General features: G+C 53.1%; 23 protein-coding genes. 14 read left to right on the top strand and 9 right to left on the bottom strand.

The genetic code is table 11. The annotated features are described in order from the left end of the window. The first annotated feature begins 52 nt into the window (after positions 1–52). Complete coding sequence (locus C5Y83_RS25630) at positions 53–1303, top strand: PQQ-binding-like beta-propeller repeat protein (protein ID WP_233207363.1); 1251 nt, start codon at positions 53–55, stop codon at positions 1301–1303. A gap of 49 nt (positions 1304–1352) precedes the next feature. Continuing rightward, complete coding sequence (locus C5Y83_RS25625; protein ID WP_158262517.1) at positions 1353–2702, top strand: Trx7/PDZ domain-containing (seleno)protein; 1350 nt, start codon at positions 1353–1355, stop codon at positions 2700–2702. 79 nt (positions 2703–2781) lie between these two features. Here C5Y83_RS25625 and C5Y83_RS25620 read toward each other — a convergent pair whose 3' ends face one another. From C5Y83_RS25620 to C5Y83_RS25595, 6 genes are all read right to left on the bottom strand, one after another. Further along, positions 2782–3837, bottom strand: coding sequence for a hypothetical protein (locus C5Y83_RS25620; RefSeq protein ID WP_105332643.1), 1056 nt, complete (start codon positions 3835–3837; stop codon positions 2782–2784). 418 nt (positions 3838–4255) lie between these two features. Then, on the bottom strand, positions 4256–4906 hold the full coding sequence (locus C5Y83_RS25615; protein WP_105332642.1) for a DUF1080 domain-containing protein: 651 nt from the start codon (positions 4904–4906) through the stop codon (positions 4256–4258). Between the two features lie 102 nt (positions 4907–5008). Then, the gene (locus C5Y83_RS25610) at positions 5009–6094 is read right to left on the bottom strand and encodes a PA0069 family radical SAM protein (protein ID WP_105333059.1); all 1086 of its coding nucleotides are present in this window, start codon (positions 6092–6094) and stop codon (positions 5009–5011) included. A gap of 173 nt (positions 6095–6267) precedes the next feature. Then, the gene (locus C5Y83_RS25605) at positions 6268–7674 is read right to left on the bottom strand and encodes an ankyrin repeat domain-containing protein (protein WP_105332641.1); all 1407 of its coding nucleotides are present in this window, start codon (positions 7672–7674) and stop codon (positions 6268–6270) included. Positions 7675–7684: 10 nt separating this feature from the next. Next, entirely contained in the window at positions 7685–8200 is a 516-nt protein-coding gene (locus tag C5Y83_RS25600) for a hypothetical protein (protein WP_146117924.1), read from the bottom strand. 15 nt (positions 8201–8215) lie between these two features. Then, entirely contained in the window at positions 8216–9103 is an 888-nt protein-coding gene (locus C5Y83_RS25595; RefSeq protein WP_105332639.1) for an SMP-30/gluconolactonase/LRE family protein, read from the bottom strand. A gap of 95 nt (positions 9104–9198) precedes the next feature. Here C5Y83_RS25595 and C5Y83_RS25590 point away from each other — a divergent pair, with 95 nt between their 5' ends. Continuing rightward, the gene (locus C5Y83_RS25590; protein WP_233207362.1) at positions 9199–10236 is read left to right on the top strand and encodes a 3'(2'),5'-bisphosphate nucleotidase; all 1038 of its coding nucleotides are present in this window, start codon (positions 9199–9201) and stop codon (positions 10234–10236) included. On the opposite strand, the gene C5Y83_RS25585 is transcribed toward C5Y83_RS25590, so the two are convergent. The 3 genes from C5Y83_RS25585 to C5Y83_RS25575 all read right to left on the bottom strand — a co-directional run bounded on the left by C5Y83_RS25585 (position 10233) and on the right by C5Y83_RS25575 (position 12273). Further along, positions 10233–10574 (bottom strand): Rieske (2Fe-2S) protein, encoded by a 342-nt coding sequence (locus C5Y83_RS25585; protein ID WP_199195137.1) that lies wholly within the window; start codon positions 10572–10574, stop codon positions 10233–10235. The genes C5Y83_RS25590 and C5Y83_RS25585 overlap by 4 nt on opposite strands. A 14-nt stretch (positions 10575–10588) precedes the next feature. Further along, positions 10589–11647 (bottom strand): 3-deoxy-7-phosphoheptulonate synthase, encoded by a 1059-nt coding sequence (locus C5Y83_RS25580; RefSeq protein ID WP_105332636.1) that lies wholly within the window; start codon positions 11645–11647, stop codon positions 10589–10591. Positions 11648–11790: 143 nt separating this feature from the next. Then, a complete protein-coding gene (locus tag C5Y83_RS25575) occupies positions 11791–12273 on the bottom strand; it encodes a hypothetical protein (protein WP_105332635.1) in 483 nt (160 codons plus the stop codon). Positions 12274–12355: 82 nt separating this feature from the next. Here C5Y83_RS25575 and C5Y83_RS25570 point away from each other — a divergent pair, with 82 nt between their 5' ends. The 11 genes from C5Y83_RS25570 to C5Y83_RS25520 all read left to right on the top strand — a co-directional run bounded on the left by C5Y83_RS25570 (position 12356) and on the right by C5Y83_RS25520 (position 26827). Further along, positions 12356–13744, top strand: a complete 1389-nt coding sequence (locus C5Y83_RS25570) for an ATP-binding protein (protein ID WP_105332634.1) — start codon at positions 12356–12358, stop codon at positions 13742–13744. A 95-nt stretch (positions 13745–13839) separates the two neighbouring features. Beyond that, positions 13840–14373, top strand: coding sequence for a response regulator transcription factor (locus tag C5Y83_RS25565; protein ID WP_105332633.1), 534 nt, complete (start codon positions 13840–13842; stop codon positions 14371–14373). A gap of 264 nt (positions 14374–14637) precedes the next feature. Next, positions 14638–15321: a cytochrome c3 family protein gene (locus C5Y83_RS25560; protein ID WP_105332632.1), complete on the top strand. Its 684-nt coding sequence runs from the start codon at positions 14638–14640 to the stop codon at positions 15319–15321. Continuing rightward, a complete protein-coding gene (locus C5Y83_RS25555) occupies positions 15318–18536 on the top strand; it encodes a TAT-variant-translocated molybdopterin oxidoreductase (RefSeq protein ID WP_105332631.1) in 3219 nt (1072 codons plus the stop codon). Before C5Y83_RS25560 ends, C5Y83_RS25555 begins: the two co-directional genes overlap by 4 nt. Before the next feature lie 64 nt (positions 18537–18600). Then, positions 18601–20034, top strand: coding sequence for an NrfD/PsrC family molybdoenzyme membrane anchor subunit (gene nrfD / locus C5Y83_RS25550; RefSeq protein ID WP_105332630.1), 1434 nt, complete (start codon positions 18601–18603; stop codon positions 20032–20034). Positions 20035–20078: 44 nt separating this feature from the next. Continuing rightward, positions 20079–21479, top strand: coding sequence for a quinol:electron acceptor oxidoreductase subunit ActD (locus C5Y83_RS25545; protein ID WP_105332629.1), 1401 nt, complete (start codon positions 20079–20081; stop codon positions 21477–21479). Between the two features lie 4 nt (positions 21480–21483). After that, on the top strand, positions 21484–22737 hold the full coding sequence (locus tag C5Y83_RS25540; protein WP_105332628.1) for a quinol:cytochrome C oxidoreductase: 1254 nt from the start codon (positions 21484–21486) through the stop codon (positions 22735–22737). A gap of 13 nt (positions 22738–22750) precedes the next feature. Beyond that, positions 22751–23131, top strand: coding sequence for a hypothetical protein (locus tag C5Y83_RS25535; RefSeq protein ID WP_105332627.1), 381 nt, complete (start codon positions 22751–22753; stop codon positions 23129–23131). A gap of 87 nt (positions 23132–23218) precedes the next feature. Beyond that, positions 23219–24031, top strand: a complete 813-nt coding sequence (locus C5Y83_RS25530) for an SCO family protein (protein ID WP_158262516.1) — start codon at positions 23219–23221, stop codon at positions 24029–24031. A 47-nt stretch (positions 24032–24078) separates the two neighbouring features. Continuing rightward, the gene (gene coxB / locus C5Y83_RS25525; protein ID WP_233207361.1) at positions 24079–25089 is read left to right on the top strand and encodes a cytochrome c oxidase subunit II; all 1011 of its coding nucleotides are present in this window, start codon (positions 24079–24081) and stop codon (positions 25087–25089) included. Between the two features lie 25 nt (positions 25090–25114). Further along, the gene (locus C5Y83_RS25520; protein WP_105332625.1) at positions 25115–26827 is read left to right on the top strand and encodes a cbb3-type cytochrome c oxidase subunit I; all 1713 of its coding nucleotides are present in this window, start codon (positions 25115–25117) and stop codon (positions 26825–26827) included. Positions 26828–26874: the final 47 nt, after the last annotated feature.

Here is a 26874-nt window from a genome sequence, read left to right as displayed (position 1 = left end):
ACCGGCTACTGCCACGATCCTCGCCATTGAGCTTTTCTAAGGGTATCTCTGAATGCGTCTCTCGATTTTTCTTTCTTGCTGCTTTGCTTTGGTTTTGTGGAACACTTTGCAGGCAGAAAACAATTGGCCCGAGTTTCGTGGTGCCGATGGAAGCGGAACCGATATGTCGGCGCATGTTCCCACCGACCTGGGCCAAACGAGTAATATCGCCTGGCAGACCAAACCGCATGGTCGAGGCTGGTCTTCGCCTGTCATTTGGGGTGATCAATTGTGGATTACCACAGCAACCGAGGATGGAAAGCAGCAATTCGCTCTTTGCTACGATCGCCACACCGGTGAGATGATTCACGACGTTTTGGTGTTTGAAAACAGTGAGCCTGATTTTTGTCATCCAACGAATACTTACGCATCGTGCACGCCGGCCATCGAAGAGGGCCGAATTTACGTCCATTACGGCAAGTACGGCACGGCTTGTCTCGATACCAAGACGGGCGAGAAGCTATGGGAACGTCGCGAATTCCCTTGCGATCACTTCCGTGGTCCTGCTTCCTCGCCAATCATTGACGATGAAAATGTCTACGTCGCACTCGACGGGTTCGATCTCCAGTATGTCGTCGCACTCAATAAGAAGACGGGAGAAACGACGTGGAAAAAAGATCGAAACATCGATTATGGCACCGATAACGGTGATCGCTACAAAGCGTACTCAACCGGTTTGATCTTCACTCACAAGGGGCGACGCCAGTTGGTGATCCCTAGTGCAACGGCAACAATCGCCTACGACCCACCAACCGGAAAGGAACTTTGGCGTGTACGTCATGGGGGCATGAATGCCGCAATCCGTCCGGTTTATCGTCACGGCCTGGTCTACATCTTTGGTGGTGACGGACAAACGAAACTGGTCGCGGTCGACCCTTCTGGTAGTGGCGATGTTTCGCTCACGCACATCGTTTGGAACAGTGGCAAAGCAATCCCGCAACGTCCTGGTCCGGTGTTTGTGAACGACTGGATGTTCCTAATCGACGACTCGGGTGTTGCGACCTGCCTCGATGCCAAGACGGGCGACGTCGTCTGGAACAAGCGAATCGGCGGCAACTATCGCGCATCGCTGGTTTGTGCTGGCGGTTTCATTTACGCGTTTACCGACGACGGTCACGCTACGGTGTTTAAGGCTGCCGACGAATACGAGGAAGTCAGCGAAGCAGATTTCCCCTCTGGATTTCAGGCATCAGGCGCCGTGGTTGATGATTGCCTATACCTTCGGAGTGTGGAAGGGCTCTACTGCTTCCGCAGTCCGAAGTAACCAACCGGGGAAGCTTCCCCTTTTTTCTACTCTTCTCTGGGATCTATTCATGATTAGCTTACCGCGAACATGTACCTCGATTCTGTTTTTGCTACTAATGTTGGCTCCGCTGATTAGCGAGGAACCGAAGAAGCTAACACGCGAGGAGAAGGTAAGAGGAGACCGCGAAAAAGTCCTCTCAAGCGGATACTGGATCTACAACGATTTTCAGAAAGGTTTAGCGGAAGCGAAGGAAACTGGCAAACCCTTAGTCGTTGTCTTGCGATGCATTCCATGTGAGGAATGCGTCAAGCTAGACGAAGAGATCATGGAATCGGATCCCGTTCTACGTCCCCTTCTGGATAAGTACGTGCGAGTCCGAATCGTTGGTACGAACGGCCTAGACCTAAATCTCTTTCAATACGACTACGATCAATCGTTCGCGGTATTCCTGATGAATGCCGACAAGACGATCTACGGTCGCTTTGGTACTCGTTCGCATCGCACCGACTGGACGAGCGACGTTTCGATTGAAGGGCTCGCCAAGGCAATGGCCCAGGGGCTGAAGCTTCACGACAACTACCCGCAGAATCAAGCGTTGTTCCAAGGTAAGCAAGGGGACGAGCCACTTTACCCTTCCCCAGAGAAATTCCCTTCACTGAAAGACAAATACACTGCGACGCTGAATTACGAAGGGGATGTCGTTAAGAGTTGCATTCATTGCCATCAGATTGGTGACGCACAAAAGGCTGTCTTCCGTGACCAGGCGAAACCTATTCCTGACAAGTACCTCTTTCCCTACCCTCACCCGAAGTCGATCGGCATGATCATCGATCCAAGTGAGACAAACACCTTGAAAGAGGTAACGTCAGACTCAATCGCAGCGAAAGCTGGCCTTCAGGCCGACGACGAACTGGTCAGCTTGAATGGTCAAGTTATTTTATCGATCGCCGATATCCAATGGGTTTTACACCATTGCGACGATACCGATTCGGTAGCGGCCGTCGTCGAGCGGGGTGATAAGAAAATCGATGTGTCAATCGAACTTCCCAAAGGCTGGCGGCAACAGGATGATCTTTCGTGGCGAGTTTCAACATGGCCAATGCGTCGCATGGTCTTGGGTGGCCTGGTCTTGGAAGAAGCGACTGTAGATCAGCGGAAAGCAGCAGGCATCAAAGATCCATCCAAGATGGCTTTGCGTGTCCGTTTCATGGGGAGATACGGCGACCATGCGTTGGCCATGAAATCGGGCTTTAAAGTCGACGATATTCTCGTCGCCTTCGATGGTCAAGATGATCTTGTCCGTGAAACCGACCTGATTGCTTACGCAACGGCGAACTGCCCGCCTGGCGACAAAGTAGCCATCAAAGTGATTCGTGATGGCCAACCGCGAACCATCAATCTGCCGATGCAGAAGTAACAGAGCGGCGCAATAAAATAGGCCCCGTGAAGATGCTTTCTTCACGGGGCCTGAACATCCTTGGTTCAAGGATTACTGACTATCGGCCAGCGCCAATCGCGCCACCGATACCAGCACCAATCTGGGCACCTCGCTGCCCGCCGATGGCACCACCGATTGCAGCGCCAGTGTTGGCACCACGGATGGTATCTGGATCGGCAAAGCGACGATCATAGGTTCGCGAACCATTCGGACCGAAGTAGTATCGACCGTTGTTATCGAAGTAGTATCGCTGACCCTGGTTGTAGTAGAATCGCATGCCGTCATTGTCGCGGTAGTACAGTCCGTCTGAGTATGGCGATCCACGATAACCGGTGGTCGTACGTGGCTGGTAATTGTCGTACCAAGCACCGCCATGACCGTAACCGGGCCCGTTATAACGATTCCATCCACCGTTACGGTAGACCATCCAGTAGTTCGAAGGCGTGTAATACCACCAGACGCCGTTCTGGTTCTTGAAACGCCAGCGAGCGTTGCGGTCACCACGATCACGACGATCGCGGTCGCCATCACGATTACGCATACGACCATCAGCCTCGGCCGTTGCATTAGCTTCAACCATCGGCTGGGCGTTTACATCTGCGTCAACCATCGGCTGAGTGTTGGCATCGACGTCGACGTCAGCTTGCGTGTTCACATCCGCATCGAGCTCTTGTTGAGCTTTGGCGTCGAGTTGTGGAGGACTATCGACGTCCGCATTTTCGTTTAGGTTCGGTGCACTGGCGTCGAGTGTCGTGTCGACATCGGCAGCTGCTTTGGAAGGACCTTCGATCGATTCAGTCAAATCGTTGGAAGGAGTCGGCGTTTCCGGGACGACTGGATTTTCGGGAGTTACGCCGTCGGCAGCTTCTTTACCGACTTCGGCAGTTTCCTGAGCACTTTCCTTCACGGTATCAGCGGTCTGCTGCGCGCCTTTCTGGGTTGCGTCTGCAGCCTGTTGCGCTCCGTCCGTTACGGCGTCAGTAGTCGCTTCAGCTGAAGCTTCAACGTTAGCTCCGAGATCAACGCCAGCGTCTTGAGCGTAGGCACTATTTGACAATGCCATACCGGATGCGGCGATCAGCCCCAAAATCCAGTGGCTAGTTGAAAATTTCATTTGGGTTTCCTTTACTATCGAGAGGGGGAACTTCCAAGTTCGTGCGGATGTTTCCTCGTGTGGACGACATCCCATCCGGCTTAACTTGCAGCGTTAGCCGGCTTGTTCACGATGATGTGTTGCCCGTTCTACATGGCAATCAGAGTGCCAATAGCGACGCATTCACCCTAAACCCCGGGACCTAACAACGATCGTGGTTCGCTTTATCTGGTGAAATACTCTCGACTTACATGTCCTAAAACACATAGTTCGCAGCTATTCAAAATCTGATTGTCGCCGCAACGCAGTTCCTTAATCAGCAAACCATGGTCGTCCGACAATCAGCTTGAATCACGGCCATTCAAAGCGCAAAAGAAAAGGACGGTTCTCGTTCAAGAGAACCGCCCTTTGATGGATTGGAACGATTATTCAGAAGGGACTAGTCGTCCAGTTTCTTTAACTTGATATTTTTCCAAGCGACATCGTAAGGACCAGCGTTTTTACCGATGCCGTGCACTTGCAGACCGATGAACCCTTTTGGATAAGTCTTGTAAATCTCTTCATGAGTTAGGTCGGCAATTGGTTCGCCGTTAATCCAAGTTTGAATACGCGGACCTTTGGCAACGATACGGTAATGATTCCATTCACCGCTCTTGAAGTTTTTGTGCGGAATCAATTCCTTCTCAGGCGTCAACCAGCCGAGTCCAGTTGCTTCGCCGTAGATGTATCCAGCTTCGGCAACACCCGCTTCGATTTCGACCTGCGGACCGTTCACACGGCCTTCGTTCGTGTTGCCTTTGGTCTGCGAACGGATCTGAACGCCAGAGTTCAGCTTGTCGTGGACTTTGACATCGAACTCAAGTTCAAAGTCGCCGTATTCCTCGTCCGAGCAAAGGAAAGAGTTCGGACTGCCCGTCTTCGTCGTTCCGACGATCGTTCCGTCTTTTACCTCGTAGGTCGCGGTGCCGTTCTTCTGAGTCCAGCCAGAAAGATCTTTACCATTGAACAATTCGATCCAACCTTCCTCGGCTTGAGCAACGGTCGTGAGGCCGAAAAGCAGTAGACCAGACAGCAAAATTGTTTTGTGCATTGAGAGAGAACTCCTAACTTGAGTTGGGGAATGGGGGCTTGGGAGGGCCCTCTATTATCCTTTGCCGACTCCCCAACTTCAACCAAGTAAGCCATCCTCTCCCTAGAACATCCGCAATTGAGCTTTGCCGTTTTGTCCTGGCCCACGAAATCCCGTTGTATCGAGCGATACCCTGCGCTGCGTTAATCCATACTTCTGCTGAAAGATCGCGAATGACTTGGCAATCGTCTCAGCAATCATTCCTTGACCACGCATCCGACTTCCCCACGTCGAATCGTACAATTGTCCTCCATGGCAGGCCTCGATTCGTGAACGAACTCGCTCGGCATGTTCCGGTAAATGCTCTTCCAGCCAGTTGGTGAAAATCTCCTTTACCGCGTGAGGGAGCCGTAGCAACGTGTACCCGGCACCGATAGCACCACGCTCGGCCACGGCCTCTAAAATGGCGGGGATCTCCGCGTCATTAAGCCCCGGGATAATTGGGGCCGTCATCACATTTACTGGGATACCGGCCGCAGTCAGTTTCTCGATGGCATTGAGCCGGGCCTCGGGACTGGAAGTTCGCGGCTCCATTTTGCTGGTCAGCTTTTGATCGAGCGACGTGATGCTGATATTCGCGCACACGAGATTTCGTTTCGCCATCTCCGACAAAAGATCGATATCGCGCAGGATCAGTGCGTTCTTCGTGATAATGCCCAGCGGCTGCCGAGCTTCCAAGGCAACCTCGAGGCAACCGCGCGTGACCTCGAACTGACGTTCCGCCGGCTGGTAACAATCCGTGACACCTGACATGGCGATCACTTCGCATTTCCAGGATCGCTTTTTAAGGAATTCACGAAAGAGTCGTGGTGCCTCTTGCTTCACCATGATTTTGGTCTCGAAATCCAGACCGCTACTGAATCCAAGATACTCGTGGTAAGGACGAGCATAACAATAGCTACAACCATGCGCGCAGCCGCGATACGGATTCAAACTGTAAGTGAATGGAATATCGGGACTGTTGTTCTTAGTGATTAAAGACTGGGTAGCATCAGCGAAATACTCCGTAGGAACTTTCTGTGGTATTCCACTCGCGATTGCCTCGTCGTGTTCAAGATGTTCCCAGTCCGCTTCCTTGCTGATCGATTCAAAGCGGTTATGGGGGTCGAGCGAAGTACCCCGACCGACCTTCTTGACTTTGCCGTCCATACGATGGCCCATTCTTTCAGCCAAGGAAAGTTCTCGCCCGAATCGCCCCAGGAAACAGATTTCCCAATCAATCATCAGAGCCATGATCGAAGCAACAGAAAGTATACACCAGTACACCTATCCAGCAAGCCGTTTTTTTTGAGAGTCCGTGAGTGGACGCAACAACGTGGCAGTCACTTCGCTTCGTCTTTGAACCAATGCTCGTAGTCGATTACCAGCGACTCGACAAACTCCCAGACGCTGCGGGCGACTTGCCGGTAAGTCCGATCTTCCCCGTCATCAAACCCATAAACCGGTGGATCTTCATTAATACCATCGAGAATGAAGAACACCCACCAGTAGCCGCTTCGATCGGCGAAGACGAAATAATTCTCCGGCAGATCACAGAAGTCTTCGTACTCCTTGTCACGGGCAATCTTCGGAAGGTCGTCGATCGTAAACGTCCAACGATCGGAAACCATGAAGTCATCAACTCCATGGCCCATCGTCCGCAGGAAAGCTCGGTAAGATTGCGGTAGGGAAACGTGCAGACGTTCTTCTAACGCGTTGATCTCTTCTTCCGTACAACCTTGAAAGGCAACTTCTGCATACCTCGGAATTGTTTTTAAACGATCAACCACTGCTTCGGACGTCGGTACGGGACGCAGTTGTTTGTGCGTTATTGGCTCAAGAAGCACTCGGATTTCATCATGATTGCCAGAAAGATCAAGAGGATAAACTTGGTGAATGTTCGGGACACTCGGATCTGCTCCATATGTGACAAGCATCTGCACGACATCCAAGTAACCCCGCTGCGTCGCAAGGTGAAGTGGCGTCTCTTGTGACTTTCGCGGCAAGTTAGGGTCGGCACCGCGCTCGAGCAGTAGCTGCACGCATTGGGGCAAATGTTGGTAATTCTCAGCAGCGTATGCGAGGGCCGTCATCCCCTGGTTATCCTGCACGTTGATAGAAGCCCCATGGTCGAGCAGCCACGTAATCATTTCGAGGCGTTCACTCTCACTTCGCTTGGCAAGTGGAATCGCTGTTGAAACAATGCCAATCAGTGGCGGCCAACCGACGACCGGTTCAGCGTCGAGGTCGGCGCCTCGCTCAACCCAGAATCGCAAGACCTCTAGCGAACCGGTATAGCTGGCACACGCTTGAATCGGTGAATCTCCGTTCGCGTCGACCACATCTAGCTTCGCTCCTGCCTCGACAAGTTGATTCAAAACTTGCAAGGATCGCGATAAGAAAATAGGCGTCTGTCCGCGTGCTCCTCGGCGATTGGGATCTGCCCCGCCGCGTAACAACAATCGCACACAATCCGCCGAGTCGGCGGTGACTGCATAGGCTAGAGCCGTGTCTTGATGCAAACCCTCCGGACGATTGGCATCGGCTCCCGCGTTCAAAAGAATTTTGACTGACTTCTCGTTCGCGGCACTTGCCGCGACATGAAGCGGGCTTCTACCAAACCAACCAGGTGCGTCCCTAAGCTGGGGATTCTTTCGCAACAATTGCTGCAAGTGATCCGAATCGTTTGCTGCCGCATCGTGGACGGTCTGATCTCTAGGCTCATCGCGTGCGGTTCGGTTGATCGCCATGCGAAATGACTCACTGATAAGGCGAAGAAAACACTTCACAATATAGCCCTAATTTCCGAGCCATTCTCTGTGCGCGATCACACTTGTCGGGGACTCCAATGTACATGTAGTAATCCCAGCCAAAATGAATGAAGCATGCAGACGCTTCGAGTTTGCACCACCATCGTTCACGCAAAATATCACGCATCACGTGCTCCAACTTCGAGCCAGAGAGCTGGACACCGGTATCAAAACTGATTCCAGGGATCGAATGCTGATGGTGATTCTCAGGGCTAGTGATCAATAACTCTCTCACGCCCGACTCTCGCAAGAATTCCTGTGCCGTCTGCAAATAGGCCTTCTCAATTTGCTCATAGAAGTCGAAGGTTAAGAGCTCCCCCTGGAACACCTTTCCGATGTCGCTGAAACTCGTCCACTCTTCCAACAAATAGTGGCCTTCGGGATCACGATAGGCCGGATCGTATTTGCTTATGCGGAATTGATAAACGGGCTTCCCCACAAAGTTATGCATGGTGGAAATTGGCACAGCCAAAAACTCATCTCACCCCGCAAACGGGAACGTCGGTCCGCCGGCTACTCCTGGCTCGCATACGAACAGGCCACCTGCGTTGGGGAACTGTTTCAGTTGATCGTCGTTTAAACCTTTTCGTGGCGTTGTGATGTACAAACGGTCTAGTTTCTCACCACCAAAGCAGCATGAGGTGACGTTGGGACAAGGCATCTCGATCTTACCTATTAGCTCGCCACTTTCCGGGTTCCAACGACAAACGGAGGCTCCGCCCCACATGCCGGTCCACAGCATCCCCTCGCTATCGATCGTCATTCCATCGGGCTTACCGATGCCCATCGATTCAGGAATGTCGACGACTGTCCGGCGGTTTGTGATGTCGCCCGTTTCGATCTCGTAGTCGAAAGCATCGACTTTTCGTGTGGCTGTATCGATGTAGTAGAAGATCTTCTGATTAGGCGACCAGCACAGACCGTTGCTATTCACAACGCCGGGCACGACGGTCACGTAGTTAAACTTGCTATCAAACCGATAACAATTCGCATCGCCAGGTGTTCGCGTGTCGGAGATCGTTCCAGCAAACAATCGCCCACGGGGATCACACTTAGCATCGTTGAAGCGATTGGTCTCAGAGTTTGTATCTGGATTCGCGACCTTCGTGATACTGCCACTTTCCGGATCCAACCGTACGATGCCGTAGCGAGTACCCACGACGATATCCCCCTTGGAAGTCGCAATCGCGAAGCTGCACTCCTTTTCGACCGTCCACGATTCATTGGTGCCAGTTGTGGGATCGAAACGATTGACGAGGCTGTTTTCGATATCGACCCACAGGAGCTTTTGGCTCGTAGCATCCCAAGAGGGGCCTTCGCCGAGCGTGGCTTGAATATCGAAAACGCACTGAGCCTGATAGGTTTGCATCGCTTCCCGTCCGTCGATCAAGGGGTGTTGTGGGAGATCAAGTCAGCTCCCTACACTGGTAGGTTAAATTGAGATTTAAGCGTACCGCCGATCGTATGGCGTCTGACCGCGATCTGCAAGGACAACCCATCCCCTTGGAAACGAGTGATATGGCCAGCAGCCCCTTTTCTGAAGAACTTCGTGTCGCGATCGATGCCGTTGTCGAAGCAAGCAAGATCTGCCGTCACATACAATCGACCGAAGGATTCTCGGAGCTGTCCAAGAATGACAAGAGCCCCGTCACCGTCGCCGACTTTGGCAGCCAGGCAGTGGTTTGTAAAGCAATTCACGAAGCGTTCCCGGGTGATCCTATCATTGCCGAAGAAGATTCGGCTGCCCTTCGACTACCAGACCAAATCTCGGTGCTGGAACGCGTTGTGAAAGAAGTTAAGACATTGTTCCCGACGGCATCCTCAGACGAGGTTCTTTCGTGGATCGATCAGGGAGTATCCCGCGACGCGGCACCGCGAACATGGACGCTCGATCCAATCGATGGAACCAAGGGCTTCTTACGTAAAGAACAGTATGCGGTCGCGTTAGCATTGCTCGTCGATGGCAAGGTGCAGGTTGCAGCGCTCGCATGTCCCAACCTCGACACCGCCGAAAGTGACGAAGTCGGTTTTGTCTTTTCCGCGATTCGTGGCGAAGGAGCATTTGTCGCTCCTCTCTCCAATCCAAACGATCGTCAGCCGATCTCCACGTCGGATTGCACGGAAGCCAATCAGGCACGCTTCTGCGAGTCAGTCGAATCGGGACATAGCGATCATAGTTGGTCCTCCGACATCGCGAAGGAATTGGGAATCTCACGCGATTCGGTTCGCCTCGACAGCCAAGCCAAGTATGCCGTCGTGGGACGTGGTGAGGCGGAGATCTATCTTCGCTTGCCTACCAAGCCTGGCTATGTCGAAAAAATTTGGGATCACGCGGCTGGCTGTCTGGTTATCGAAGAAGCCGGCGGCAAGGTGACGGATATCCATGGCCATCCGCTCGATTTCTCGAAGGGAGCCTTGTTGGCCGAGAACCAAGGAGTGATCGCCACCAATGGTACGCTTCATGACGAAGTCGTGGCTGCTGTGAAGAAGTGCAACGGCTAAATTAACCGAACTGACTTTGGTTCCGCTGACAACTCGACACAGATCGCATCTCCGTCGATCTGTACCCCGTAGATTTTCAGGTTAAAGCGATCGGCGTCCGCGTCGAGATAACGCCCATCGCTGAGCCGAAATCGCCAAAAGTGCACGGGACATAAGACGACGCCATCGCAGACGTCTCCTTTGGCTAAATTGGCTCCGGCGTGTGGGCACATTGCATCAACGGCGTAGACCGTGCCATCCGAAAGAAAGAGCCCTATCCAAGCTTCGTCGACTATGACCAGCCGTCCCCCGGTTTCTGGAAGGTCGGCTAACGTTGCGATCTGGAAGAACTGACTCACGAAACAGTGATCACTTAAGCAGAGACAAGTGACTTCAAGCGTTCGTGAGCTTCCATCAACAACTGCTCGGTCTCTTCCCATCCGATACATGCGTCGGTGATCGAGATTCCATACTCGAGCTTGGAAGGGTCGTTTCCCAGTTTCTGGTTACCGGGGAGCAAGTTGCTCTCCAACATTAGTCCAGCGATTGCTCGGCAACCTTCCATCCGCTGATCAAGGACATCGCGCCACACGGCGGCTTGGCGCGTGTGATCCTTCAGCGAGTTGCCGTGGCTGCAATCGACCAGAAGACGAGGCTGCTGGTTCCGCTTCTCTAGGTGAGCGATTGCATCGGCGATCGATTCGCGCGAGTAATTCGGGCCGGAACGACCGCCGCGCAAAATTAAGTGGCCCCACGGATTCCCCTTCGAGTGAATCACACAGGTAGCCCCTTCGCCGTCAATGCCGAGGAAACTGTGCGGAGCGTTCGAGGACATCATCGCATCGAGCGCGATCTGCAAGTCGCCATCGGTTCCATTTTTGAACCCGATCGGCATCGACAACCCACTAGCCATCTGTCGGTGGGTGGGAGACTCAGTAGTCCGAGCACCGATAGAAGCCAACGAAATCAGATCGGCGATATACTGCGGAGTCACCGGCTCAAGTGCCTCGGTAGCCGCTGGTAGACCGCTTTCAGCCAGATGAACAAGCAACTTGCGGGCAATCCGATACCCCTCTGCGATATCGAATGTGTCGTCGAGGTGCGGATCGTTGATCAAACCTTTCCAACCAACCGTGGTTCGAGGTTTCTCGAAATAGACTCGCATAACCACAAGCATGGTGTCCGAGACCTGATCCGACAACTTCTTAAGACGCGAAGCATACTCCAGCGCCAGATCGACGTTATGAATCGAACAGGGACCAACGACCGCGATCAAACGTTCTTCTTCACCAGCTAAGATGTTTTGAACGTGTTGACGACTCTCGAAAACGAAATCTTGGGCAGCTTCGGAACTGGGAAACTCGCTTTTGATCTCACTAGGTGGGGCGAGCTTTTCGATGCGATGAACATTGATGTTATCGGTCTGGTGCATGATCTTGCCTACAAGGGCCGCCGTCGATTCGAGGGTAAACCTCTATCATGTCACGAGCCCGTGAATTCTCCTAGGAGGTTAAGCGTTAAGATAGGCAAAAACGAGGGCGTAACCGTTAAAATCCCGCAATTCCGCTATAATTTTCACGTTTGTGGGGCTTCTCTGGACTGTGCTTCGGCCTGCAAATCTTCCATGAGATGCTCCGATTTGCGTTCCCAAATGCCGCGTGAACGGTCTTTCAGTTGGGCGTAGACGCCAATTTCTGTTAGCTGGTGGATTGCCGGATCGAAAGGAATGCCGTTCTTACGCTCGAACGAACCGAGCGCGATCGTCATTTCTTCCCCCCCAGGCAGCGGTTTGCCGGAGTAGTAATTGAACCAATCGTTCAGCGTGATCCCGATGTTTGTGATTGGTTCCTCCGAGTCATTCTTGAGAATGATCGCCGGACGACTGTTTACCTCTGTCAGTCGCAATGATACCGGAAGCGGGCGATCGGACGCTTTGGGCAGGGAGACCAAGAGCAACAAGATCAGTCCGATCGGAATAATGACGACGGCCGCCAGGAAACAAGTTAGCCCAAACTTGGAAAGTCGCAGGGCGTTGGGATCTTGAGCAATTTCGTTCATGAAGTAATCTGTCCTCAGGCAGGTAAGCCCGCTCGTTTCCTTTTATTTTTCGCCATCACCTTGCTTGCCGGCTACCCACGACATGCCGCAAACCAACCATTTTGATAACAGCCCCTATCTCCTGGAAGGGCGGAAGGCCCGGCTGACGATCAATACTGCCTGGCTGATCAAGCTCCGCTGGGTGGCCGCGTTCGGCCAATGGTTCACCATCGCGGTCGTGATGTTCCTATTCGGGATCCAGGTGCGTTGGCAGCCTCTTGCCGTCATTATATTTCTAACCGCCAGCAGTAACCTGCTTTTCACCTACCTTTTCGAGCAGTTGCGTGCCAGAGACCTGAAAAGTCTGACCGCGTGGGAGACACTGCTGTTCGCCGTGATGCTGATGGACCTCGGCTTTCTAACAGCGATGCTCTACTTTACAGGTGGGATATCTAACCCATTCTCCGTGTTCTACCTGGTCAATGTCGCCCTCGCAGCGATCGTGCTTACCCCCAAAAACACGGGAATCTTAGCCCTAATTACCGTTGGATGTATCGGGCTATTACTTCTCGCTAGTTATCCGCTCCCCTTCCTCGGTCGCTGGCAGATCGAAAACCTCGACCACAGCGGCATTCCCGTCCATGTACTGCTGGCCGGCTCTTCGATGGCCTTGGTAACGTGTGCCATGGTGGTCGTCTATTTTACCACCCGTTTGAATGTAGAACTGCAGCGCAAAGAAGCCAATCTCCGTCGCACGGAAATGCAGCAAGCCCGAAGCGAGAAGCTGGAAGCTTTGGGAACACTGGCCGCGGGGGCCGCGCACGAGCTCTCAACGCCGCTGGCTACCATTGCGGTGGTCGCGAAGGAAGTTCAGCGCGAACTGGAAACCGGAGATATTCCCAAAGAGATCAAAGAAGATATCGGCTTGATACGAAGCGAATTGGATCGGTGCCGAACCATTCTCGATCAGATGTCGACGGATGCCGGACAGGCTACGGGCGAACCAATCGTCGTCATTTCCGCAGAAATGCTGTTGGAAGAAGTGATTCAACGAATTGAATCACAGCTCCGCAAACGTATTCAAGCCTCGACGGCAAAATCAACTACTGAGATAAAAGCGCCCCTGCACTTGTTAGCCCAAGCACTTCGAGGACTGGTAAAGAATGCCTTGGACGCCACGCCTGGTAACGCGCCGGTTGAATTAGCTTTGACAGCAAGACATTCGGACATGCTGATTACGATTCGGGACCATGGGACTGGCATGCCACCTCATATTTTAGCCCGTATTGGGGAGCCATTCTTTACAACCAAAGAGCCCGGTTCGGGCACCGGATTGGGTGTTTTCCTAGCGAAGAATGTGATCGAAAAGCTTGATGGCAATGTTCATATCGAGTCGGTTCCGGACGAAGGAACCACCGTTGTGGTTTCGATTCCTCTTGTTCCCTCCATACGAAACGGAAATTCCCCTCCAAATTTGGGACGTGATGCATAGGCAGTTCTGACGGTTTTTTCTATAGTGACAATCCAAAAGCACTTACGAGCTAATCAGATCAGCCCCAGCTTACCCAGCCAGGAATCGTCGGAACCATGTCGCGACCTTCGATCCTCCTCGTCGATGACGACGACATCTTGCGAAATCGATTGACGCGAGCCCTCACGTCACGTGGTTTCGATGTCTACTCGGCCAAGACGAAGGAAGACGCCATCACGCAGGCCGAGGAAGCTCAACCAGAACGAGCAGTCCTTGACTTGAAGATGCCAGAAACTTCTGGAATCGAAATTCTGAAGGAGCTCCTACGGGTATCACCACTTACGCAGACGGTCATCCTTACCGGATATGGAAGCATTACCAACGCGGTCGAAGCGGTGCGATTGGGTGCAATAAACTACCTGACCAAACCAGCCGACGCAGACGAAATACTCGCAGCCTTCCAGAATCGCGAGGCGGAAACACCCAGCGTCGAGCCACAGAATTACAATCCGCAATCTCTCGCCGAAGCAGAATGGGAGCACATTCATCGTGTCCTAAACGATTGCGGTGGCAACCTTTCCGAAGCTGCGAGACTGCTCGATATTCCGCGCCGAACGCTGCAACGAAAGCTGAAGAAATTAGCCCCATGAAATGGCAATTAGCACTCACCCCCCATCCTTGTGCGACCTATTGTCACGTCGTGGTTTTTCACCCCTTTTTTTACGATTTACTCGCGAACAGCGGTGCACAGGAATTGCGAAATAGCATACCTTATCGCTCTTAACATTGCATTTAACGACCACGTGCTCCGCTTAAAAACTTCGTGGTGATTTACTAGTCACTCGAAGAACAAAAGTTGAGCCCTTTTCCGTCGCCAAGTCTCGTGATCAAAGCGACCTACGCCTGAGAAAGTCATGGACCGGTTTCTATTTCCCCGCTGGGTTAATAAGTTCGTTCCGCTGATGATCGGCGTGCTTCTGATAGGAGGCGCGTACGGTGGAACAGTGCTCTTCGTAGCCAGTTCTCCCGAGATCCTCAATCGCGGTTATCAACCAAAGCAACCGGTTCCCTTCAGCCACAAGCTGCACGCTGGTCGGCTGAAGATGGACTGTCGGTATTGCCATAACACCGTCGAAAAAGCCGCCCACGCGGCAGTCCCACCGACTTCGACCTGTGGTAACTGCCACAGTGGTAAAGACGCTGCTGGGGTCACGCCTTACGCTTCCGTCTTGCCAGACAGTGTCGCCTTGGAACCAGTGCGAGACAGCCTGGCCACAGGCGACTCGATCGATTGGAAACGCGTTCATAATCTGCCGGACTTTGTTTACTTCAATCACAGTGCTCACGTCACGCGTGGCGTCTCTTGCGTGGAATGCCACGGCCGAGTCGATCGCATGGACGTGGTAACGGTAGTAGAACCGATTTCGATGTCATGGTGCTTGGAATGCCACCGAGACCACACATCGCACATTCGTCCGGTCGACGAGGTGACGAATCTCGATTGGGTGCCGGACGGTGAAGCTGCCGTGATCGGCGAGAAACTCAGTACTGAGCTCAAAATTCAACCTTCCACCAACTGCTCGACTTGCCATCGATGACACAACAGAATCAAAAACCGAAATATTGGCGTAGTCTGGAACAGCTCAACAACTCTCCTGAGTTCGAGCAGTTCCTCAAACGCGAATTTCCGGAAGCTGCCGAAGAAGCTCCGACCGGAGTCTCTCGTCGTCGCTGGATGCAGTTGATGGGAGCCTCTCTGGCGTTGACAACCGGTGCTGCCGGTTGCCGATACCCAGAAGAAGAAGTGGTTGGCTTCCGTTATCCGGAAGAGCAGATCGCCCCCTTCTCACGTCGTCCGGAAGGCCGCATTCCCGGTGCGACCGAGAAGTTTGCCACCACGCTGATCGCCGCCGGTAAAGTCTGCCCTGTAGTCGCTACCAGCTATGATGGCCGCCCGATTAAGATCGACGGTAACCAGGAACATCCATTGGTTTCCGGTGCGGACACCTTCGCCCAGGCATCCATCCTCCAGCTTTACGACCCAGATCGCAGCCAAACCCCCGTCAAATACGACGAAGGCATGGCGAAGACTTGGGAAGAATTCACCAGCTGGTGGAACGATCAGGCCAAGTCTCTTGAAGGTGCTGGCTCGGCCAAGCTTGCTATCCTGCATCAAACCAATGCATCGCCAAGTGTCCTCGAGCAAATGAATCAGCTGGCCAAACGCTTCCCAGAAGCGAAGTGGTACCAGTACGATTCCATTTCCAGCGACGGCACGCTCGCTACGGAAGTTGCTTTCGGCAAGGCCCTACGTCCTCAACTCCGCGTTGAGCAGGCCGACATCATTGTCGACCTCGGTGCCGACCTGTTGGGAACGCACATTACACACGGCTACAACAGCCTCGAGTTCGGCAAGCGGCGCACGCCAGAAACTGGCGACATGAATCGCTTGTACGTCGTCGAGAGCCGCTTTTCGGTCACCGGCATTGCAGCCGACCATCGCTTGGCCGTAGCCGCTTCACAGATGAACAGCTTCGTTGCTGATCTGGAACAGGCGATCGACGCTGCCCTCGAAAACGGCGAGACGAAAGAAGCTCCAGAAGATAAGGTTGAAAAGCTGTTGGCCGCCATGGTCAATGACCTTGTCAGCCATAAAGGCAAGAGCATGATCGTCGGGGGGACCTACCTCGACGACGATACTCTGGTTCGCATCTGGCGAATTAATAACAAGCTCGAAAATCTCGGTAAGACAATCGAGTTCATTGATGTTCCTGAGCTAAGCCGCGAAAACATTGGCACCATCGAAGAGTTAACCACGGCTCTTTCCGGTGGAAGTGTCAGCACGCTTCTCGTTCTCGGTGGCAACCCAATTTACGATGCTCCGGCCGACCTCGACTTCGTTGGTGCTTTGGATGCCGCGAAGGCCAAGTCGGTCTACTTCGGCGACTACCAGAACGAAACTTCCAAGCGTTGCACCTGGCATCTGCCCGCTTCACACGGTCTGGAACAATGGGGCGATGCGATCGCCTACGATGGTAGCTACTGCATCACACAGCCGCTGATCTCACCAATCTTTGACTCCAAGGATCCGATTCAGTTTCTGAGCTTGCTGGCTGGTTCGCCAGTCACCGAAACACTCGAAGCGGTTCGACAGACAATCTCTGGCTCGTACGCCAGTAACACCACCGAAGCTGCATGGACGAAAGCCGTCCATGATGGTTTCATCGCTGGTTCCGCTAGCTCTCCGGTGGAAGCAACCTTCGCCGAATCGCTGAACCTGGGTGATGTGGACTTTACCGCTTGGAAAGCGGGTCTGGGAGAAGGCCTGGAACTGATGTTCCACGCTGGTGCCGCTACTTACGATGGTACGTACGCTAACAACGGCTGGCTGCAAGAATTGCCTGACCCACTGACCAAAGTCACTTGGGACAACGTGGTCACCGTCAGTCGCAAGACCGCCGAAGACAACAACCTGAAACAAGGTGAGTTGCTTGCAATTACCGCCAATGACACCACCGTTGAATTGCCGGTTTATATTCAGCTAAATCAGTCGCACGGTACACTGGCCGTCGGATTGGGTTACGGACGAACGCAAGCCGGTATGGTCGGCGGCAAGGTTGACGATGGCATTCCGACTGTGGGTGTCGATGTCGGTCCTCTACGTACCAAGGACACGATGCATCTGACCACTGGTGTTACAATCCAAGGCACCGGAAAGATGTTCCCCTTGGCAACCACGCAAGACCACTTCTCGATCGACACGCTCGGGATGGAAGAAATTGGTCGTCGCGTTGGCCAACTGGTCCGCGAAGGTACGCTCGAACAATATGAAGAGCATCCGAATTTCGCGGAACATGTGGTTCACCATCCACCGCTGGAATCACTGTGGGAACTCCCCTCGTACGACAACCACGCCTGGGGTATGTCGATCGACTTGTCGAAGTGCACCGGCTGTAACGCCTGCACCATCGCTTGCCAGTCTGAGAACAACATTCCGATCGTCGGTAAGGAAGCAGTCTCGGTTGGCCGCGAAATGCACTGGATTCGTGTCGACCGCTACTTCAGCTTCGGCGATGGAGTTGACCCCGAAACGACTCCAGAAGAAGACGTTCACTCGGTGACTCAGCCAGTGACCTGTATGCAGTGCGAAACCGCACCATGCGAAAGCGTCTGTCCGGTTGCCGCGACCGTTCACAGTAATGAAGGCCTAAACGACATGGTCTACAACCGCTGTATCGGTACTCGTTACTGCGGTAACAATTGCCCGTACAAGGTTCGTCGTTTCAACTACCTCGACTGGCGTGCCGAAGACTACCGCTTCGAAACCGCGAACCGCGAACTTGCGAAGCTGATCTTCAACCCAGAAGTAACGGTTCGAAATCGTGGTGTCATGGAGAAGTGCACTTACTGCGTGCAGCGAATCCAGAACACCAAGATCGAAGCCCGAGCCGAACGCCGTCCGATCGGTGCCAACGAAATCAAAACCGCTTGCCAGGAAGCTTGCTCTTCCCAAGCGATCGAGTTTGGTGACCTGAACAATGAAGAGAGCAGCGTCGCCAAGGCCCACGCGAATCCCCGGGCTTACGCGATGCTAGTTGAACTCAACACCAAACCACGTACTCGCTACTTGGCCAAGATCCGCAATCCGCACCCATGGCTGGCCCCAGAGATTCCGCAAGGGCATGGGGGTCACGGTGGAGAGGAACATGGCCACGAGCACGGAGAAGACGAGCACGCCCATCCTACCAGCGAACACGCTGAGGGCGAAAAAGCGGAAGAGCATCCAATGGAAAAGGCGGAAGAGAAGCACTAAGCCTCTTTTCCCAACAACGCCCCTCGCAAATCCATTAGCCTGAGTTTCAATACCAAGAGCACGAATGGCCACCGTAAACGAAGTCATCGACACCACCATCGACGATCCGGGTAACCGGACTCCGCTCGTGATTGGCGGACACAATTACGGCTCGGTGACAGAGCTGGTCTGCCGCATCAACGAATCGAAAACGCCCATTGCTTGGTACATTGCGTTTGCGGTGTCCCTGATGACGCTGGGCATGTTCGGCAGCTTGATCGGTTACTTGGTTTTCACCGGTGTCGGTGTCTGGGGTAACAACAACCCAGTTTACTGGGGCTTTCCGATCGTGAACTTTGTGTTCTGGGTCGGTATTGGTCACGCTGGTACGCTGATTTCCGCGATTCTGTTTATTTTCCGCCAAAACTGGCGAACAAGTATCAACCGTTTCGCGGAAGCGATGACGATCTTCGCGGTCGCTTGTGCTGGTGTTTTCCCGGCAGTCCACATCGGTCGTGTCTGGGTCTTTTACTGGCTATTTCCAATCCCAAGCTTGCAACTTTCGATGTGGCCACAGTTCCGCAGTCCACTGCTCTGGGACGTGTTTGCCGTTTCGACCTACGCTACCGTGTCGGTCATCTTCTGGTACACGGGCATGATTCCCGATCTTGCTACTTTGCGGGATCGCACGAAGAACCCGATCCTGCGAATCGTTTACTCGGTTCTTTCGCTCGGTTGGACCGGTTCGGCTCGTAAGTGGTCGCGTTATGAAAAAGCCTACACATTGTTTGCCGCTCTAGCCGCTCCGCTCGTGCTTTCGGTGCATACGATCGTTAGTTTCGACTTTGCCGTTTCGCAGCTACCTGGTTGGCACACCACGATTTTCCCACCTTACTTCGTTGCAGGTGCGGTCTTCAGTGGTTTCGGTATGGTGCTGACTTTGATGGTACCTGCTCGCCAGATCTTCGGCCTGCAAGATGTCGTGACGAAACGACACTTGGAAAACGTTTGTAAGATTCTCCTGGCGACCGGCTCGATGGTCGGCTACGCCTACGCAATGGAATTCTTCATCGCTTGGTACGGCGGTAACCTGATGGAGCAATTCGCCTTCGTTAACCGTGCTTTCGGTCTGACACCGTGGGCGTACTGGGTGATGGTTTCCTGTAACGTGATCAGCCCACAGTTGTTCTGGTTCAAATTCTGCCGAACTACCCCATGGGTCATGTTCGTCGTCAGTATTTTCGTGAACATCGGCATGTGGTTCGAGCGGTTTGTGATCACCGTAACCTCGCTGCAACGCGACTTCCTACCTTCCTCGTGGGGCGAGTTCGTTCCTACCTGGGTTGACTATGGAATGTTAGTTGGCAGCTTTGGGCTGTTCTTCACGTTGTTCCTGTTGTTCGTTCGCTTCGGCCCCATCGTGGCCATGGCGGAAGTCAAGTCGGTGATGGCTCATCCGCATCACGACATCCACGACATTCCGCAAGGCGATTACCACGACGACGAAGTCGACCACTAATATTCCGACATTTTTCCCTGGCATTTCCACAGGGCCAAAGATAAATGGCACAAGAATCGAACAACTCGGACCAAAAGCTGATCGGGCTGATGGCACAGTTCGACGACCCCGACTCATTGTTGGTGGCGTGCGAAAAAGTGCGTAAGGCGGGCTACACGAAAACCGACGCCTTCACCCCGTTCCCGCTTCATGGGATCGACGAAGCACTGGGCATCAAGCCAACCATCCTGCCTTGGATTGTGTTGTCCTTGGGTATCATCGGTGGAACCGCTGGTCTTGCTCTGCAGTACTATACCAACGCCTTCGATTATCCATTCATGATCTCGGCCAAGCCTACTTTCAGCTTGCCTGCGAACATTCCGGTGATCTTCGAGTTGGTGATTCTGCATGCCGCCATCGCCGTATTCATCGGCATGTTGGCACTCAACCGCTTGCCAACGTTCTCGAATCCGCTATTCCGCGTGCCGGAATTCGCCCGAGCTACCGACGACAAGTTCTTCTTGACCGTCGACATCAACGATCCATCGTACAAGCCCAACAAGACTCGTGAATTGTTTGATGGCTTCCGCGGTCAAACAGCCGTACTCGAAGTCTACGAAGACCCAAGCGAAGCCAACCTTCCTCCGGTCATCAAGATCGTGGGCCTGTGTGCGATCGTCATCGCCTTGATTCCGCCACTGCTCCTGTGGAAAGCTTACAACTCCACCTCAACGGTGCCACGGATCAATCCGATTCGCGACATGGACGTTCAGCTTCGTGCGGATACCCAAACCACGATGCCTTCGGACATCTTCGCAGATGGCCGTGCCATGCGGCCTCGAATTCCTGGCACCGTGTCGCGCAGCGATTCGTTGGATACGGAATTCGTGACTGGTATCGCGGCTGATTCAGACGAACAGAACGTCGTCTTCCTTCAGGAAGAAGACAAACCAGCGGAACCTGCTGCGGAAGAACCCGCAGAAGAGAAGCCTGCGGAGGAAGCAGCGGAACAACCGATGGCCGAAGCCCCTGCGGACGGCCAGGCCCCTGCCGCTGCCCCAGCTGAAGAAAACGAACCCAACTGGGTAAAGATTGCCCCGATTAAAGTCACACAATCGACCGTCGAACGTGGTCAGAAGCGGTACAACATTTACTGCTCGGTCTGTCACGGCTTGGCTGGAGACGGAGATGGCTTGGTTTCGCAGCGAGCAATCGAACGCGAACAACCCACCTGGGTTCCTCCAACGAACTTGCATACCGATTACCTTCTGACGCAACCAGATGGCAAGATCTTCAACACCATTACTCACGGCATCCGCAAGATGAAGGGTTATGGCGATCAGATTCCGCCGGAAGATCGTTGGGCAATCGTCACCTACATTCGAGCTCTGCAGAAGACGCGAACGGGCACGGAGAGTGAAATTCCTGCCGTCGAGTTGAAAGAATTGGAAATTAAGGGTCAGTAACGCAATGGGCGGTCACCATAAACCTACGATCACCGTGACGGATGATGAATCGATCCGCCTCAATCCGGCTTGGCAGTCGGTGCGGGTCGTCGCGCTCGGCGCTGGAGTCGTGTTCTTGCTTCTGGCCATGGCTCTTGGCCTGATGCAGGAAGATAAGTCTTACTTCTTCCATTCGTTCCTCACGAGCTTCGTTTACTTCCTGAGCATTTCGCTGGGTGCGTTGTTTTTCGTGCCGATCCACTTCCTCGCCCGCGCAGGTTGGAACGTTGTCGTTCGTCGTGTGGCTGAGTTGATGATGCAAAACCTGATTCCGATGTCGATCTTATTTCTCGTCATCCTCCTTCCGGTTTTGTTTGGCAGCCACTCGTTGTTCGACTGGAACAATCCCGAACTCACCGTCCCCGGTGGCGAACATTACGATCAACTGATCGCCCACAAATCTCCCTACTTGAACTGGGGATTCTTCGCCATTCGTGCCGTACTTTACTTCGCGGCATGGATTGGGATCGCTCGTTACTTCTACACCAACTCGCTAAAACAAGATGGTACGGGTGACAAGCAGATCACCTTGAACCTGCAAAAGAACAGCTCAATTGCGGTCATCGTGTTCGCCCTCACGGTCACGTTCGCCTCGTTCGACTGGTTGATGTCGCTCGATCCGCATTGGTTCAGCACCATCTTCGGTGTTTACTTCTTCGCTGGTTGTGCGGTTAGCTTTTTTGCAGCGATCACGTTGATCCTGTTCCTCCTGCAAAGCGACGGAAAGCTTGTTGGCATCGTCACGAAGGAACATTACCACGACCTTGGTAAGTACACGTTCGGCTTCACGCTGTTCTGGGGCTATATCGCTTTCAGTCAGTACTTGCTGATCTGGTACGCCAACATCCCTGAAGAAACTGAATGGTATCTGCGTCGGCAGGAACATGGTTGGGCATACGTCGCCATCTTTTTGCTTTTCGGCCAGTTCTTCATACCATTCTTTGGTGTCATGTCGCGACATGTCCGTCGCAACAAGTACATCCTTTCGGGCTGGGCCGTTTTCATCCTCGTGATGCACTACGTTGACCTGTATTACATCATCATGCCACAAGTTGGTGCCGCAGACGGACCACCGACCTTCGGTTTGACGGATGTCTGCTGTTTGCTGGGAATTGGCGGTGTCTACATTAGCTCGCTAATTTGGTTTGCCACGGATAAGCCGCTCGTTCCGATCAAAGATCCCCGATTGGACGAATCGTTGGCCCTTCAAAATCATTAATTAGGGCGATTGGATGTCAGATACACCTGAAAACGCACCTGAAACGGAAGCTTCGGAAGCAACGCCTGCTCCGGCAGTCGATCATGCTCACGACGCTCCTACCGCGCCGAACTATGACGATCTCAACACACCGATGATCGCCCTGGTAGGTTTTCTGAGTGCGATCGTTACCTTTATTTGTATCATTGGACTTCAGGCCGCCTACTTGCAGTATTCGACCACGCACGAAGCCGCAAAACGTGATGTTCGTCTGGGAGCTGTCGAGAGCATCCTAAGTGCTCAGAAGGCCAAGTTGAACAATGGCTACACCTGGGTCAATAAAGAAACCAAGACAATCGGCATGCCTATCGATCAGGCCATGAAGGTTGTCGCCCAGCAATACGAATCCAACTAACTATTTCCTCAACAGCGTGTTAATAGAATGCGAGGCGGTTTGCTAGTTCGATCAATTTTGGCCATGTGCGTGTGCTCGTTACTGAGCATGAGCGCATCCGCCCAAATTAACGAAACGCCAGCAGCCGTCGATGGGTTGGACGTCGAAGAACATCTCAACGACCAACTCCCCCTCGATACGAAATTCACCGACCATACTGGTAATCAAATTCGGCTCGGTGACTTTTTCGATGGTGAGAAGCCTGTCATCTTATCGCTGAACTATTCCAACTGCCCCATGCTTTGTCAGCAACAGCTGAACGGCCTGGTGGCCACGCTGCGAGAAATGGATCCCAGCGTTGGCGAAGCATTTCAAATTGTGTCGATCAGTATCGATCCAAACGAAACTCCTCAACGTGCAAGAGAAACCCGTAAGCGTTATTACGAAGAGTATGGTCGAGGAGGCACCGGTAGCGGTTGGCACTTTCTGGTAGGAGCTCCCAAGTCGATCTTGGCGATGTCCAAAGCCACAGGCGTCAAATTTCGCTATGTGCCCGAACGAAAAGAATATGCCCACATCGCTGTGCTGATGTTATGCACGCCGGAAGGGCGAATTTCACGTTACATTTACGGCGTTCAGTTTGACGAACCCACCCTGCGTTTGTCGCTGGTGGAAGCCAGTGAGGGAAAGATCGGCACCACCATCGATCGCGTTATCCTCACTTGCTTCATGTACGATGAAACAACCGGTCGCTACGGCCCGGAAGCAGTTAGGATCATGCAATTGGGTGCCCTCACCACGGTACTTTGCTTGATCGTTGGCCTTGCTCCCTTCTGGATCTATCGCCAGAAGAGTTTAGCCAATAACAATCACGAATATTCCAAGCGAACGGAAGGCCATTCGTCTTCCCAAGCGACCTAAGCAAGTAAACAAGTTAGCACGCGATGGTCCACCTTATAGGCTCAACCATGCTTTCCATCTTGGCGGACGCCAGTTCGTCCATGTTTTTTCCGCCGGAACGATCCACCTTCGCGGGCGATGTCGACCGACTTTTTGATTTCATCTACTACCTCTCGGCGTTCTTCTTCGTCGCGATTGTAGCTGTGATGGTCTACTTCGTACTGCGTTATCACCGCCGCAAAGGTCATGTTGAAACGCCTTCCGCGTCGCACAACGAAGTCTTGGAAATTACCTGGAGCGTGATTCCGTCCATCCTGGTCGGTTTCATCTTCTTCTACGGCTTCACCAAATACCTTGATATGCGGGAAGCGCCGGAAAACGCTTACGAGATTCAGGTGATCGCCAAGCAATGGAGCTGGCAGTTCATCTACCCCAACGGGGCCGACTCCGACGAATTGCACATTCCTGTTGGTCAGCCGGTTCGTTTTGTTCTGCAATCGTCCGACGTGCTGCATAGCTTTTACGTCCCTGCTTTCCGTATCAAGATGGACTGTGTTCCTCAGCGATACACATCGACTTGGGTCATCGCCAACGAGACGACCGGGGAGGGCATCGAGAAAGACGCTCACGAACCATACGACCTGTTCTGTGCAGAATACTGCGGAAAAGATCACTCTCGCATGTTGGCGAAGGTGTACGTGCACGAGCAAAGTGACTTTGACCTGTGGCTAGAAGGTGCCGCGAACTACCTGGAAGGAATCCCACCCGAAGAAGGCGGCGAAAAAGCGTTCAAGAAGAAAGGTTGCACGCAGTGCCATTCGGTCGAGGGGGACAACTCGGCCAAATACGCTGGTCCGGCCCTTAATGGCCAATGGGGCACCGAACGCAACGTCATCCCACGTGGTGCGAGTTCGCCAGAAGCCGTCGTTATGGACGAAAACTACATCCGCGAATCGGTTCGCGAACCAAATGCGAAGGTAGTTGTGGGACGCAAACCGGTGATGCCCGTGTTCACGCCGCAGCTGCTCAAAGACAATGAAATCAACGCGATTATCGCTTACCTCAAATCGCTCAAGTAAGAAATCCAGATAGGGCATTTAAGCCATGGCTACGATAACGCCAGACACACAAATCGACATCGGTCACAACGACGACCCAAGCTCGAACTACCTGACTAGTTCGCGTGGGTTTCTCTCGTGGGCCTTCACGTTAGATCACAAGCGGATCGGCGTGATGTATTTGGTCGGCATTTTCAGCTCGTTCTTTCTGGGCGGCATCATGGCGTTGCTGCTGCGATTGCACTTGTTCATGCCGAACGGCCTGTTCCCAGAATGGCTGGTCAATAACGATACCTATAACCAACTGTTCACGCTGCATGGCGCGATCATGACGTTTTTGTTCATCATCCCTAGCGTGCCTGCGGCACTCGGCAACTTCGTGTTGCCATTGATGGTGGGCGCCAAGGACGTCGCGTTCCCGCGAATGAACCTGGCCAGTTTCCACCTCTGGGTGCTGGGCGGTATCTTCTTTCTAATCGCCTTGGTTACCACGCGATTGGACACTGGTTGGACGTTCTACACGCCTTACAGCATCCAGACGAGCACCAACGTGATCGCGGCCACTATTGGTGCGTTTATCCTCGGGTTCAGCTCGATCTTCACCGGCTTGAATTTCATCGTCACCGTGAACACGATGCGTCCGCCAGGTATGACCTGGTTCAAGATGCCGCTGTTCATGTGGGCGACTTACGCGACTGCGATCATTCAGATTCTGGCGACGCCAGTTTTGGGTATCACACTTCTGCTATTGATGGCCGAACGAATCCTGCAGATCGGTATTTTCAATCCAGCGTTGGGTGGCGACCCGATTTTGTTCCAGCACTTTTTCTGGTTCTACTCGCACCCAGCTGTGTACATCATGATTTTGCCCGCGATGGGGATCATCAGTGAATTGATGTCGGTCTACAGCCGTAAGCCGATCTTCGGTTATACGTTCATCGCTTACAGCTCGATTGCGATTGCTCTGCTTGGTTTCCTGGTTTGGGGCCACCATATGTTCGTAAGTGGTCAAAGCCCAATGACGGCCGTGATCTTCAGTGGTTTGACCTTCAGCGTGTCAATTCCATCGGCCATCAAAGTGTTCAACTGGCTGGCCACGATGTACAAGGGGAATATCAACTTGGCTACGCCGATGTGCTACGCCTTGTCGTTTATCTTCCTCTTCTCGATTGGTGGTCTGACTGGGTTGTTCCTCGGTGCGTTGGCAACCGACATTCACCTGCACGACACTTACTTCGTTGTCGCTCACTTCCATTACGTGATGATGGGGGGTACCGTTATCGCATTCGTCGGTGGCCTCTATCACTGGTGGCCGAAGATGTTTGGTGTGATGTACAACGAAATGTTCGGTCGCTTGTTCTGCTTGGTGGTGTTCATCGGATTCAACCTCACCTTCTTGCCGCAGTTCATCATGGGTTCTCGTGGCATGCCTCGCCGATACGCAACCTACGTCCCGGAATACCAAATCTTCCACCAACTCTCGACCATCGGAGCGATTGTGCTCGGTCTCGGAATGGTGGGTGCCGTTACCGTGTTGATTGTCTCCCTGTTCAAAGGCCGCAAGGCACCTGCCAATCCTTGGGGTGCGGCAACACTGGAATGGACTTGCACGAGTCCTCCGCCCTACTACAACTTTGAACATGCTCCGGCTGTCGGTTCGCCTTACGATTTCAGCGACCTGAAGTACGATCCTCAGGTGGGCGGCTTTGTGAAGGATCCCGAAGCAGCGAATAAGCCAAAAACTGATTCGCATCACTAACAGTCAGTACTCATTCATTCCCTAGCGTGACGACGTTTAGAAACGAA

Source organism: Blastopirellula marina (assembly GCF_002967765.1).
GTDB lineage: Bacteria > Planctomycetota > Planctomycetia > Pirellulales > Pirellulaceae > Bremerella > Bremerella marina_A.
This window is presented reverse-complemented; position numbering and strand designations above follow the sequence as displayed.